Here is a 13303-nt window from a genome sequence, read left to right as displayed (position 1 = left end):
AGGAAACCAGAACGCCGCGCAAGGTTTTCCCCGCGCGGCGATAGGGATCGTCACGGCCCTTTGGCGTCAGAGCATGACCTTGGGCAGCCATGTCGCCAGCCATGGCATCGTCAGCACCATGAGCGAGGCCACAAGGATGAGAACGAAGTAGGGGGTCGCACCCTTGAAGATCGCACCCAAGGTGACGGTCTTGTCGGGCAAGGCCCCCTTGACCGTATAGACCAGAATGCCAAAGGGCGGCGTCAGAAGCCCCGCTTCGATCACCAGAATGCCAAAGATGGCAAAGGCAATCGGGTCAAAGCCCAACGCCATGGCCATCGGCGCAAAGATCGGAACGGTCAGCAAGATGATCGAGACTGAATCGATCAACATGCCAAGAACGATCCAGATCGCCATCATCAGCGCGATCACCATCCACGGCTCAAGCCCGATGCCCATGAACATGCCTTGGATATAGTTCACCGCGCCCCCCATGGCCAAAAGCCGGGAATACATCTGTGCGGTGATCAGCAAGAACAGGATCGGCGCGGTCGTGCGGCCCGCCTGAAAGATGGCGTTGAGCATGCCGCGCCCGCGCATCCCCTTGAGAAAGCCGATCAAGAGCGCGCCCAGCGCGCCAAAACCGGCTGCTTCCGTAGGGGTGAACATGCCAAACCACAGACCGCCGATCACCAGGAAGATCAGGCCAAGAATACCAAACCCCCCGATCATCTCGGCCCGGCGTTCTGCGGCCCCGGCTTGCACCAGAGGTGCGTCAAAGGCGGGCGCGATTTCGGGGCGCCACCAGGCGGCGATGATCACATAGCCCGCAAACAAGAGCGCAAGCAAAATCCCCGGCACGATCCCCGCGATGAACAAGGCGCCCACGCTGAGTTCCGTCAGCACGGCCCAGACAATCAGCAAGATCGACGGCGGAATGAGCATCCCCAAACAGGCCGAACCCGCCACCACGCCGACCGAAAAGGTCTGTTTGTAGCCCGCGCGCTTCATCTCGGGGTAGGCAATGCGTGAAAATGCGGCGGCGGCGGCAATCGACACACCGGTGACGGCGGCAAAGATCGTGTTGCCCGCGATGGTCGCAATCGCCAGGCGCCCCGGCAGGCGACGCAGGCCGCGATCACAGATACGGTACAAATCCCCCGCAGCCCCCGATCGCGATATGACATCGCCCATCAAGACAAAGAGCGGGATCACCGCAAAGATATCCTTGCGCACCGCCTCATAGGCGGTGTTTCCCAACACCGACAAGGCAATTTCGAACCGGCCCATCATCAGCCAGACCCCAATGCCCGAGCACAAGGCCAGCGCCAACCCGATATGCGTGCCCAGCATGATCAGAACGATCAGCAGACCCAGCATCCAAAGAACGATATCACCACCCATTGTTTCGTTTCTTTCTGTCGTTGCTCAGGCTTCGCTTTCGGGCAAAGACCCCGGAGCTTCCAATTCGTCGATCAGCTTTCCGCGCCAATCGAGGATGATCATCGAAAGATAGGCCCAGGCCGCAAAGAGCGACATCGCGGCCACCAGACCGCGCACCGGCCAGACGGGAATGCGCAACGCCCCTTCGCCCTCGTATTCACCGATGCGATAGGCCGAGGTGAAATTGGGCCATGTGCTGTAGAGAATGCCCAGGAACACCGCCAAACCCATCAACCCGGTCAGCGTGCGCAGCATCCGCCGCCCCGTTGGCCCCAAGGCGTCCGAAAAGATCGACGTGCGCAGCATCGACCCCGAAAAAATGGCCAGTGGCAATTGGAGGAACGCAATGCAGACGATGGAATTCTGGATGATTTCCTTGGTGCCCCGCACCGGTGTTGACAAGACGCCGCGACCGATCACATCGGCAAAGATCAAAAGCGCCAGGCCTATGACCCAAAATGCCGATACAAGATGGATCACCCGCGCCGCGCGAATGGTGCCAAGCATCGTCCCCCCCTATGCCTTGCGGCAAGAACCTCTCCCTGAAGGCTAACGCTACCGGGTTGTCTCACCCCGTCAAGCACAATTTAGCATTCGATAAATTAATGAGCACCTTGACCAATAATTGATTCTATGTGGAGATGAAGCCGCTGTTTAGCGACCGATAAATTCGGCACACTGCGGTGTGAAAGAGTCCGGGACGCTGGCTGCTTGCAACACCAAGGTACCAAAAATCGGGAGGAAATCGTATGAATATCAGAACCTTGGCCACGTCGAGTGCCTTGGCCACGGGCGTGATCGCTCTTGGCGCCAGTGCCGCTCTGGCCGATACTTTCACTTTGCGCATCGGCTCGGGCCATCCGGATGGGCCTTCGGTCTATGTGTCAGACGTTGCCAATTTCTTCGTGCCCGAAGTCGTGCGGCGGGTGTCTGAGGAAACCGATCACGAGATCGAATTCGTACAAGGCTACGGTGGCGCCATCGTCGGCGTGGCTGACACGCTGGAAGCGGTGCAAGATGGCATCCTCGATATTGGCGCCTATTGCATGTGCTTCGAGACCGCCAAGCTGTTCTTGCACAACTTCCCCTACTGGGCGCCCTTTGGTCCGCAAAGCTCGTCCGAACAAGTGGCCGCCGTGCGCGCCGTCTATGATCAGGTGCCATGGCTGACCGAACAGTTCTCCAGCCAATATGGTCAGGAAATGCTCGGCCTGCATGGTTGGGACAACTACCACCTCGGCACCACCGATCCTTGGGAAACCATCGCCGATCTTCAGGGCGTAAAGGTTGGCGGCGCGGGTCCGAACCTTCCGTGGCTGGAATTCGCGGGCGCAGTTCCCGTGCAATCGACCCTGCCCGAGGGCTATCTGTCGCTGCAGACGGGCGTCTATAACGGCTGGCTGATGTTCCCCTCGGCCTATCTGGGCTTCAAGTATTACGAGCCCGCGCCCTACTACACGCTGGTTGGCTTTGGCGCGATGGCGGTCAACGTCTTGACCATGAACACCCGCAGCCTCGCGGCAATGCCGGCCGAAGTGCAGCAGATCATCCGCGAAGTCGGTGCGGCCTACGAAGCCGGTTCTGGTGCCTCGCTTGACGGCCGCCAGGCGGCCGGCCTGACCGGTCTGAAAGACGCAGGCGCGATCATCACCGAACTGTCGCAAGAGACGCGCACGGAATGGGCAGCATCGATGGCGCAATTCCCCCGTCAGCAGATCGCAGAAGCCAACACCCGTGGCTTGCCAGGCACCGAGGTGATGGGCCTCTACCTGAAGGCGGTGGCTGATCTGGGATATGCCTGGCCCTTTGAATACACGCTGGAATGATCCGTCACGAACCCTGGTGGGGGGCCTTTCGGGCCCCCCGCTTTCGTTTTGACCAAGGCCCGATCAGGGCCGCTGATTGCAAAGGATCATCGCCTTGTCCCTGACCGATCGTATCCCCTACCAAGCCATCGTCGATCGCCCCCGCCTGCACTTGCCGGACGGCAAGAGGTTGGCCGTGTGGATCATCTTGAACGTTGAGGAATGGCGCATCGAAAACCCGATGCCGCGCACCGTGCTGCCGCCGCCGATGGGACAGCCGCTGTTGCCCGACGTGCCAAACTGGTCATGGCATGAATACGGCATGCGCTCTGGCTTTTGGCGTCAGTGGAAGGCGCTGACCGACCGCAAGATCCCCACCACCTTGGCGATCAATGGCCATGTCTGCGCAGCCTACCCCCGCGTGGCGCAAGCCGCCCTTGACGCAGGCTGGGAATTCATGGGCCACGGCTATCTGCAAGGCCCGATGCACAAGCTGGCCGACCAGGAGGGTGCGATCCGCGACGCGGTCGAGATGATCACCAAATTCACCGGCAAGCCGCCGCGCTCATGGGAAAGCCCCGGCCTGACCGAAACCGCCGAAACGCTGGATCTCTTGCGGAAATACGGCATCGAATATGTGGCCGATTGGGTGATTGATGATCTGCCACAAGATATCGACACCCCCCATGGCCAGATCACGACCATTCCCTACACCGTCGAGACCAACGATATCGCGGTGCATGCGCTGCAAGGCCATGTGTCCGAGGAATTTCTGATCCGGGGCCGCGATCAGTTCGACCGGCTGTACGCCGAAGGGGCCGACAATGCCCGCATCATGGCGATTTCCATCCATCCCTACATCACCGGCGTGCCGCACCGGATCAAGTACCTTGAGGCGTTGCTGGACCATGTCGGCGCCCATGACGGCGCCGTCTGGATGACCGCATCGCAGATCGGGGATTGGTATCGCGGCGAAATGGCCCGCATCGCCAAGGGCTGAGCGCCCCAAAAACCCCCGCGCGGCATCGCCCCGCGCGGGGAGGATGGTTCAGTGACCCGCGCGGCCCAAGGCGGCCAGAACCCGCGCAGGCGTCATCGGCATCTGGAAAATGGATGCCCCCAAGGGGCGCAGCGCATCATTGACCGCATTCATCACGGCCGCGGGCGCACCGCCCGTGCCCGCTTCGCCCGCGCCCTTGGCACCAAGGATCGACGTCTTGGTGGGTGTCTCGATATGGGCGACATGGATGTCGGGCATCTCGGCGGCCATGGGCACCAGATAATCGGCCATGGTCGTGGTCAAAAGCTGGCCATCCTCGGAATAGAGGCATTCCTCATAAAGCGCGCCACCGATCCCCTGCACCACGCCGCCACGCACCTGTTCATCGACCAGACGCGGGTTGATCACACGCCCGCAATCCTCCACCGCCCAGAAATTGACGACCCGCACAAAGCCGGTTTCGACATCGACCTCGACCTCGGCGGCCATGGCGCCATTGGTGAAGACAAAGGGCATGTCGGTGACACGGTAATGGCGGGTCGCCACCAGTTCGGGTTTCATGTCGGACGGCAGTTCGTTGCCGCGGTAATAGACCGTGCGCGCCAGATCAGACAGCGTCATGCGTGCAGCCCCGCCGCCAGCATCCACAACCGACCCGTCCGCGACATCGAGCTTGTCCGCCTGCGTCTGCAAGATCACGGCGGCGACATCCAGCACCTGTTCCTTGAGCGCCTGGGCTGCCAGCAAGGCCGCTTCACCCCCGATCCCCGCCCCGCGTGACGCCCATGTGCCCCCGCCATAGGGCGTGGTGCGCGTGTCACCCGTGGTCACCTTGACCCGGGCGATATCGACCCCCAGCACACCGGCCACGATCTGTTGCAAGATCGCATTCGTGCCCTGCCCCTGTTCGGTGACGGAGGATGACACATGCACCCCCCCGCCCGCATCAAGCCGCACGGTCGCGCCATCCTGGCTGGCAATCGGCGCGCCGCCGATGCCGTAGAACATCGGGCTGGGGTTCGTGACCTCAACCATCGACACGAACCCGATGCCGCGATGGATGCCCTGTTGGCGCAGCCGGGCCTGATTTTCGCGCAATCGGGCGTAATCCATCATCTCGACCAGCTTTTCGAGCGCCTTTTGATGCGACAGATCATCGAGCTTCATCCCCGAGGCAGAGGTGCGCGGATAGCTGTCGTCGCGCATCAGGTTCCGGCGACGGATTTCCACCGGGTCCATGCCGATGGCGGCGGCGGCTTCCTCGAGCAGGCCATCGCAGATCGCCATGGCGATGGGATGGCCCACCGCGCGGTATTGGCACATCAGCGTCTTGTTCTGGAACACCACCTTGGATGTTGCACGGTAATTGGGCACGACATAGGGCGCCCCCGTCAGGTTCAGCACCTGATTGGCCTCGATCGCCGAGGTGCGCGGATACATCGAATAAGGCCCGATCCCGGTCACATCGTCGAAATCAAGCGCCACGATATGGCCCGCGCGACCGACCGCCATGCGGCCCCGCACGGCGTGGTCGCGGGCATGGATATCGGTCATGAAGCTCTCGAACCGATCGGCCACGAATTTCACCGGACGGCCCAGCATGCGCGCCGCCGCCGCCGCCGCGATTTCGTCACCATAGGTATGGATCTTGATGCCGAAAGATCCGCCCACATCCTGAGAAATAACGCGAACATTTTCTTCCAACATACCAAAATGTTTGGCAAAAATGAACTGCATCATATGTGGGGCCTGACCGGAATACAGCACGGTCAGCTGATCTTCGGCGGGGTCGTATTCGACCAAGGTCGCGCGTGCCTCGAGCGTGACGCCGGTGTGCCGGCCAAAGCGGAACTCGCGTTCGACGATGGTGATGTCCTGACCCTTGAGCGCGGCATCCACATCGCCCACATTCACCGTGCGCGTCCACGCCAGGTTCGATCCGAATTCGGGGTGGATCACCGGCGCATCGGGATCAAGGGCGCGTTCCATATCGGTCGCGGCGGGCAGATCCTCCAGATCCAGATGAATCTCGGCCACCGCATCCTCGGCCTCGGCGCGGCTTTGCGCGAGAACCATCGCAACGGGTTCCCCTTGCCAGCGCACGCGCCCCACGGCCATGGGCATCTGCGGCGCCGACCGCAGGCCGGCCAGATGGCTCAGAACACCCACATAGGGTTCGACCACGCCAACCAGATCCGCGCCAGTGATCACGGCCACGACACCGGGCATGCGTCGCGCTGCCGCAACATCGAGCGATACGATGCGCCCGTGGGCCACGGGGGATCGCAAAAAGGCCGCATGCACCATGCGGGGGGCCTGCATGTCGTCGACAAAACGTCCCCGCCCCATCAACAGGCGCTGCGCATCCGCGCGCGGCACGGGCTGGCCGATATAGCGGTTGGGTTGATCGAAGCTCAATTTGGGTCCGCTCATGCCCGCGCCCTCCCCTCGATCACGTCGCAGACGGCATCGACGATGGATTGATAGCCGGTGCAGCGGCAATAATTGCCCGACAGATGTTCACGAATGGCCGTGCGGTCCGCCGCGCCGCCCGCGCCGATGTATTCCAGCGCCGAGGCCAGCATGCCCGGCGTACAAAACCCGCATTGCAGCGCATTGCGCTCGGTGAAGGCCGCGCGCAATGCGCCCGCCATGCCGTGAGCCGGCAAGCCTTCGACGGTCGTGATGGTGCAACCATCGGCCTGCACCGCCAGCATCAGACATCCGCGCGTGGTCGCGCCATCCACATCCAGCGTGCAAGCCCCGCAAACGCCATGCTCGCAGCCCACATGGCTCCCCGTCAGACCAAGGCTGTTGCGCAGGAAATCGACAAGGTTCAGGCGCACGGGCACCGTGGCGGTGACGGTCTCGCCGTTGACGGTCAGGGTGATGTCTCGGGTCTCGGGCATGGCTTACATCCCTGCGAGCGCGCGGCGCAAAACGACGCCCGCGAGTTTCAGTTTCACATCGGGTGGCGCATGCAGATCCCCATTGATGGGCAGCGCCGACAGGCTATCGACCGCAGCACCCAGCGTGTCGCCGGCCGGCTGCGCATCCTTGAGCGCCGCTTCGGCCCCGGTTGCGCGCACGGCACGATCCGACAGGCCGAAAAAGGCGATGCGTGGGCTGGCAAGCGGCTGCCCCGTGGCGCCACCCGCTGTGAGGGCCACCCCCGCCATGGCGTAATCGCCATGCCGCCGGGCCAATTCGTAGAACCCCACACGGCGGCGGCTGGCATCGGCCGGAATATGGATCGCGGCCACCAGTTCATCGGGGGCACGCGCGGTTTCATAAAGGCCCAGAAAGAAATCATCAGCGGCAACAACCCGGCGTCCGCTCAGGGAAACCAGCTCGATCCGGGCAGCCATTGCCAGCAAAAGCGCGGGCATTTCGGCCGCGGGATCGGCCAGGGCGACCGAACCGCCGATGGTGCCCCGGTTGCGGATGGCGGCATGCGCGATATGCGGCAAAGCCAACCCGATCAGCGGCGCGCCTTGCGTGACCAAGGGATCGGCGGCCAGTTGCACATAGCGCGTCATCGCCCCGATCCGAAGACCATCCGGCCCCGCCGTGACGCCGCGCAATTCGGCCACATCCGCCAGATCCAAAAGCATGGTGGGTTGCGCGATACGGAAATTCATCATCGGCATCAGGCTTTGCCCACCCGCCAAGGGGGCGATGTCACCCTCCTCGGCCGACAAGATCGCCAATGCGCCCGCCAGATCGGCCGGACGCCGATAGGCAAAATCGGCTGCCTTCATCGCTCCCTCCCCCTTGGGTCGTGCACCTTTGCACACCGGATGCGGCGTGCGCGCACAACATCGGACTTGCACGCATGCGCAACTGTCCTTAGCCATTAATTTATCGCGCTATAAATAACGTCAACCGAAAAATTTGGGGCCGACATGGCAATCAAGCAGAAGACCACCGTCAAGATGGCCTTGCAAGGCAGCGGCGAAACCCATGCGCGCATGGTCGTGCAAGCGCGCGGCGTGCAGGGCATCATCGATGAACCCGAAGCCCGCGGTGGCACCGATCTTGGCCTGACACCGACCGAGACGATCATGTCTGCCTTGATGGGATGCACCAATGTCATCTCAAGCCGGATCGCACACAAGATGGGCATCACGCTTGAGGCGATGAACATCAGCCTGAGTGCCGATTTCAACCGGCTTGGCACCATGCTTGAGGAAGAACTCGACCAGCCCTTCAGCAACATCGTGATGGACATCTCTGTGGCCACCGATGCCACCCCCGCACAACTGGCCGCGCTGCAATCCGATCTTGCCAAGTTCTGCCCGATCGCCAAGGTGCTGCGCGGCAGCGGCGTGAGCATCACCGAAAACTGGACGACACGGCCGCTTTAAGGCCCATAAAGGAACCGAAAACATGTCACCAAAACTGACCCCCGGCCAGATGACCCCGGCCCTGACGCTGCCGCTTGCGGGCGGCGGAACGTGGGATCTGGCGGCGCAAACGCCCGCGCTTCTGTCGATGATCGTGGTCTATCGCGGCTATCACTGCCCGGTGTGCAAGGGATATCTGCAAAAGCTCAACGCGCTTGCCGCCGATTTCGCAGCGCAAGGCGTGTCGCTGGTGGCCGTGTCGATGGACAGCGCCGAACGCGCCGCGTCGGCAAAGGCGGAGTGGGCGCTCGATCACCTGCCCATCGCCTATGGCATGAGCGAGGCCACAGCGCAGGCTTGGGGCCTTTGGGTGTCGGCCTCGATCAAGGAAGCGGAAGCGGCGATCTTTGCCGAACCCGGCCTGTTCTGGGTCTTGCCCGATGGCAAGCTCTACCTGATCGACATCGCCAACATGCCCTTTGCGCGGCCTGATCTGGATCTGCTTTTGTCCAAGCTCGGCGCGGTCAAGGCGGGCTATCCGCCGCGCGGCACCCGGGCCTGAGACGGGCGCGCCACCCAAACACTGCCGCCCGCGCTTATCCTTCGGCGCGGGCGCGGGCGCGGGCGTGAATGCTGTCGATCTGTGACAGCCAGCTGTCGACGACCGACTCGATGACAAAGGTTTTGTTGTTGAGAACCGAGGATTTGTAGATCAGCATCCGCACGCCGTAGTAAAAGATGCCGCCATGCATCGTCCAGCCGAACTCGATTTCTTCTTCGGTGAGTGGCGCAACGGCAAGCCCGCGCTCATGCAGCATCTCGGTCAGCATCGTTTCGATGATCCGCTCACGGACGATGCCCAGATATTGCCCGTGGATACCCACGCCCTTGAGCCCCGAGAACAGAAAAATCCGCATCCAGTCGTCGTTGAAGATGGCATCCGTATAGGCATGGTAGAACTCGATCATGCGATCGCGCACCGGGCGCGAGCGGTCCGCCAGCAGCCGCCCCCATTCGTCGCGCCAGCGCTGCACATAGACCGCTTCATAGACCTCGGCGATCAGATCATCCTTTGAGGGGAAATAGCGGTAAAGCAGCGGCTGGGTGACATTGAGCCGCCGTGCCAGCCCGCGGGTCGAGCTTTCAAAGCCCTCCTGGGCAAAAAACTCGATCGCCATCGACACGAATTCCGCGCGCCGCTCGTCATAGGACAGGCGCCGCCGAGGGGCGGCGGCGGTCAAACTGTGCCCGACCTCGTTGAGCGGGTTATCAGCGCTTACATCCTTAGCCATGTATCCCCTGTTTTCAGCCTGTGTTCGACAATCACACCTTGCGCCAGACTTTGCTCAATGAAACATCCTTTTCGTGCGCAATCAAGCAGATGGCAGAGTTCATCTTGTGTCGCAGATGACTCGATTTCGATGTCGAGACCGAAGGCGACAGGTGCCGTTACGTAAGGGTCATTGCCCATCTGTTCGCCCTGCCAATGCATCCTGGCATGCACATCCAGCCGGTCGATCGTGATCGACAGCCGTTTGGCAAAGGCCCGGATCTGGGTCATGATGCACCCCGTCAAGGCGGCGGTGAACAGGGCCAGGGGCGGCGGCGCCGTGCCATCGCCGCCGTGAAACGGCCCCTCATCGGTGGCCAGATCAAAGCTTTCCTTCATCATCGGCCAATCGACGGAAATGTCATTGCGCATCTTGCCGCTGGCACGGCCATGCCCTTGGAAAATCACGTCGAATCGTTTGATGGGCGGCGTCGTCATATCGATTTCCTTTTGCGAGCGAGCGCGGCCGCACCACATGCGACCCCCTGTGACTGTGACGCCGACGCGAAAATTTATCAACTGATCATCTATTTTGCACATCTCGTGCGCCCTACGATTGACAAGCGGAGCGTTGTTATTTTTCAATCGATAAATAACCAGCGAACGGGGAGGAAAATCATGGCCAATCCATCACGGCCCACGATCACGCGGGCCGACATCTACGCTACGGCCAAAGAGCTGTCGAATTGGGGGCGCTGGGGTGATGATGACCAGCTTGGCACGGTCAACAACGTCACCCCGCACGACATCGTGGAGGCCGCCAAGCTGATCCGCAAAGGCAAGACCTTTGCGCTTGGGCTTGATCTCAAGCAAAAGATCCAGTCGGGCCTGTTTGGCGGGCGCTGGAACCTGATCCACCAGATGCTGGCCACCGGCACCGATGCGGTCACTGGCGAGCAAGATGGCGATGGGCGGGCCTATCTGCGCTACGCCGATGACGCGATCAACATGCCTTGTCAGGGCTCGACCCAATGGGATGCGCTCTGCCACATCTTTCTCGATGACAAGATGTACAACGGCTATCTTGCCACCGAGGTGACGGTGAACGGCGCCAAGCGTCTGGGCGTGGAAAACTATCGCGACAAGATGGTGGGGCGCGGCGTGCTTTTGGATATCGCGCGCTGGAAGGGGCTGGACAGCCTGCCCGATGGCTATGCGATCACCAATGACGATCTGGATGGATGTGCGGCCGCCCAGGGCGTGGCGATCCGCAAGGGCGATTTCGTGATCGTGCGAACCGGCCATCAGGAACGCTGTCTGGCCAGCGGCAACTGGTCGGGCTATGCGGGCGGCGATGCGCCCGGTCTGGCCTTTGAGACGGCGCGCTGGATCAAGGCCCATGATATCGCGGCGATCTGCGCCGACACCTGGGGCTGCGAGGTGCGCCCCAATGAAAGCGACGAAGCCAACCAGCCATGGCATTGGGTGGTCATTCCCGCCATCGGCGTGGCCATGGGCGAGATCTTTTACGTCAAGGAGCTTGCCGCCGATTGCGCCGAGGATGGCGTCTACGAGTTCTTCTTTACCGCACCCCCCCTGCATATTCCGGGGGCGGCGGGCTCCCCCATCAACCCGCAAGCGATCAAGTGACACGGCAAAGGGGGGGCCAACGCGCCCCCCTTTTCATCAGGCCCCGCCCGAGAAATCGGCGACCGCCGTCAGGCGCATGATCTCATCGAGATGCGGATTTGACCGGCCATCGGGATTGGTCCCCTGCCCCCCCTCCAGCATGTATGAGCCCAGCCGCCGCGAGCGGGTCATTGCCATCTGGGCGGCGGGCACCCGTTCGGCGGAATAGGCCGCCAGCGCCGCCTCGATATCCTGGGCGCCGTCCAGATGCCGGGCAAGGGCCAAGGCATCTTGCGCTGCCTTGGTCACGCCCATGCCCACATGAGGGCGCGCGACACAGGCCGCATCCCCCGACAAGGCCACGCGCCCCTGGGCAAAACCATCCGACAGATGGTCATAGATGGGCGCCAGAAACGGCCGACCCGCCGCGCGCAGCACGTCGGCAAAGACCGCCGGAAGATGGTCATGGGCCGTACGCGTCACCCGGTCGATCACATCGGGCCGCACGAGGGGCGGCGGGATCGAGATCGCATGATGGCGCCCCTCGGCATCGGTCAGGCAATCGTCAAGCTCGACGGGATCGGTGGGCTTGTACCAGACCAGATTGTAGCGCCGATGGCCGGGCCTCAGGTCATTGCCAGCCCCCGCGATGGGATAGCCGATCACCTGCATGCCGCGCGGCAGGTAAAAGCCGAAGACATCGAAAAATCGCGCGCACAGCGCAGGGTCGAGTGCCGCCTCATCGGCAACGGCGCGCCAGACGACATAACCCGAATAGACCGGCTGAACCCAAGGCTGCATCTGTGCGCGGATGGCCGACCGGAATCCGTCGGCACCGATGATCACGTCAGCTTCGGCATCTGGCCCTTCGGCAAAGGTCACGCGGGCAGCATTCGGCCCCTGCACATAGCCTGTCACCTGGCGGCCATGCACATAATCGACATCAGGCATCAACTGGCGCAGCATCTGAAAGACGCGGTCCCACGATGTCACGATCTGGGCCATCTCCAGATCGCGCACCGGCGTGCTGTCGCGGTCAAAGGTGACGCGGCGCGTGATCGCCACACCCAGATTCGACAGATCGGCCCCCACGGCCGCAAGCGCCGCGTTCAGTACATCATGCGTAACGATCCCCGCACCACGCCCGGCCAGCGGCACATCGCTGCGCTCATGAACGCTCACGCGCCAGCCGCGCGCGCGCAGCGCCGCCGCCGCAAACAGGCCCCCGATCGAGCCGCCGATGATGATCGCGCGCTGCGTCATTCCCAAAAACCTCTTGCCAATGCCCCGCAGGCAAAATTATTTATCAAGCTATAACTTAGCAAGATGATGCCGGGGACCACAATGTCGCAAACCGCCAGCACCCTCGAAGACAGCGCCTTGTCTGGACCGCATTGGCCCCCTGCCCTGCGCGCGGAGTTGGCACACAACATCGGCAGGAACGGTCAGGTCGGCAGCCGCATCGTCAGCCAGACTGAGCGCGTGCGCGTCTGGTTGATCGAGCTTCAACCCGGCGAAAGACTACCCTTCCACACCCATGTGATGGATTATTTCTGGACCGCGACCACCCCCGGGCGTGCGCGGTCACGCTATGCGGATGGTCAGGTGGCCGAAGTGACCTATCATGTTGGGCTGACCCAGCATTACCATTTTGACGCTGGCCAATCCATGACCCATGACCTTGAAAATATTGGTGAAGATGTGCTGTGCTTCACCACGGTCGAATTTCTCGACAGCGCGAACGCGCCCCTGATCTGACATCGAAGGACTAGCGCCCATGGCGATCACCCATCTCAAGCGTGGCAAACCCGAGGCTGAGCGTGCCGAAGAC

Annotated in this window: 14 protein-coding genes; 6 read left to right on the top strand and 8 right to left on the bottom strand. The window is 62.2% G+C overall.

Annotated elements, in window-relative coordinates; all coding sequences use genetic code 11:
* Positions 1-66: 66 nt before the first annotated feature.
* Entirely contained in the window at positions 67-1383 is a 1317-nt protein-coding gene (locus Q0094_RS07690; RefSeq protein WP_297617332.1) for a TRAP transporter large permease, read from the bottom strand.
* A gap of 24 nt (positions 1384-1407) precedes the next feature.
* Positions 1408-1929 carry a TRAP transporter small permease gene (locus Q0094_RS07685; RefSeq protein WP_297617330.1) on the bottom strand — a complete coding sequence of 174 codons (522 nt, stop codon included), beginning with the start codon at positions 1927-1929 and terminating at the stop codon, positions 1408-1410.
* 242 nt (positions 1930-2171) lie between these two features.
* Between Q0094_RS07685 and Q0094_RS07680 the strand changes: the two genes are divergently transcribed.
* Together Q0094_RS07680 and Q0094_RS07675 are read left to right on the top strand one after the other, a co-directional pair.
* Positions 2172-3248 carry a C4-dicarboxylate TRAP transporter substrate-binding protein gene (locus Q0094_RS07680; protein WP_297617327.1) on the top strand — a complete coding sequence of 359 codons (1077 nt, stop codon included), beginning with the start codon at positions 2172-2174 and terminating at the stop codon, positions 3246-3248.
* Positions 3249-3342: 94 nt separating this feature from the next.
* Positions 3343-4227: a polysaccharide deacetylase family protein gene (locus tag Q0094_RS07675; RefSeq protein WP_297617324.1), complete on the top strand. Its 885-nt coding sequence runs from the start codon at positions 3343-3345 to the stop codon at positions 4225-4227.
* Between the two features lie 48 nt (positions 4228-4275).
* Here the strand turns inward: Q0094_RS07675 and Q0094_RS07670 are convergent, their stop codons facing one another.
* Genes Q0094_RS07670 through Q0094_RS07660 form a run of 3 tightly spaced genes read right to left on the bottom strand, consistent with a single transcriptional unit; the run spans position 4276 to position 7988 of the window.
* Positions 4276-6660, bottom strand: coding sequence for a xanthine dehydrogenase family protein molybdopterin-binding subunit (locus tag Q0094_RS07670; RefSeq protein ID WP_297617321.1), 2385 nt, complete (start codon positions 6658-6660; stop codon positions 4276-4278).
* Positions 6657-7136 (bottom strand): (2Fe-2S)-binding protein, encoded by a 480-nt coding sequence (locus tag Q0094_RS07665; RefSeq protein ID WP_297617317.1) that lies wholly within the window; start codon positions 7134-7136, stop codon positions 6657-6659. The genes Q0094_RS07670 and Q0094_RS07665 overlap by 4 nt, the downstream gene beginning before the upstream one ends.
* Positions 7137-7139: 3 nt before the next feature.
* Complete coding sequence (locus tag Q0094_RS07660) at positions 7140-7988, bottom strand: FAD binding domain-containing protein (protein WP_297617314.1); 849 nt, start codon at positions 7986-7988, stop codon at positions 7140-7142.
* Between the two features lie 144 nt (positions 7989-8132).
* Between Q0094_RS07660 and Q0094_RS07655 the strand changes: the two genes are divergently transcribed.
* Positions 8133-8594, top strand: coding sequence for an OsmC family protein (locus tag Q0094_RS07655; RefSeq protein ID WP_297617311.1), 462 nt, complete (start codon positions 8133-8135; stop codon positions 8592-8594).
* A gap of 22 nt (positions 8595-8616) precedes the next feature.
* Positions 8617-9135: a redoxin domain-containing protein gene (locus tag Q0094_RS07650; protein WP_297617308.1), complete on the top strand. Its 519-nt coding sequence runs from the start codon at positions 8617-8619 to the stop codon at positions 9133-9135.
* A 34-nt stretch (positions 9136-9169) separates the two neighbouring features.
* On the opposite strand, the gene Q0094_RS07645 is transcribed toward Q0094_RS07650, so the two are convergent.
* Together Q0094_RS07645 and Q0094_RS07640 are read right to left on the bottom strand one after the other, a co-directional pair.
* A complete protein-coding gene (locus tag Q0094_RS07645; RefSeq protein WP_297617305.1) occupies positions 9170-9865 on the bottom strand; it encodes a TetR/AcrR family transcriptional regulator in 696 nt (231 codons plus the stop codon).
* Positions 9850-10341 carry an OsmC family protein gene (locus Q0094_RS07640; RefSeq protein WP_297617302.1) on the bottom strand — a complete coding sequence of 164 codons (492 nt, stop codon included), beginning with the start codon at positions 10339-10341 and terminating at the stop codon, positions 9850-9852. The genes Q0094_RS07645 and Q0094_RS07640 overlap by 16 nt, the downstream gene beginning before the upstream one ends.
* Positions 10342-10521: 180 nt before the next feature.
* On the opposite strand from Q0094_RS07640, the gene Q0094_RS07635 reads away from it, so the two are divergent.
* Positions 10522-11493 (top strand): cyclase family protein, encoded by a 972-nt coding sequence (locus Q0094_RS07635; protein WP_297617299.1) that lies wholly within the window; start codon positions 10522-10524, stop codon positions 11491-11493.
* 36 nt (positions 11494-11529) lie between these two features.
* Here Q0094_RS07635 and Q0094_RS07630 read toward each other — a convergent pair whose 3' ends face one another.
* The gene (locus Q0094_RS07630; protein WP_297617295.1) at positions 11530-12735 is read right to left on the bottom strand and encodes an FAD-dependent monooxygenase; all 1206 of its coding nucleotides are present in this window, start codon (positions 12733-12735) and stop codon (positions 11530-11532) included.
* Positions 12736-12816: 81 nt separating this feature from the next.
* Between Q0094_RS07630 and Q0094_RS07625 the strand changes: the two genes are divergently transcribed.
* Positions 12817-13230 carry a hypothetical protein gene (locus Q0094_RS07625; RefSeq protein ID WP_297617292.1) on the top strand — a complete coding sequence of 138 codons (414 nt, stop codon included), beginning with the start codon at positions 12817-12819 and terminating at the stop codon, positions 13228-13230.
* Positions 13231-13303 lie beyond the last annotated feature (73 nt).

Origin of the sequence: uncultured Roseicyclus sp., assembly GCF_937892565.1 — a bacterium.
Classification (GTDB): domain Bacteria; phylum Pseudomonadota; class Alphaproteobacteria; order Rhodobacterales; family Rhodobacteraceae; genus Roseicyclus.
This window is presented reverse-complemented; position numbering and strand designations above follow the sequence as displayed.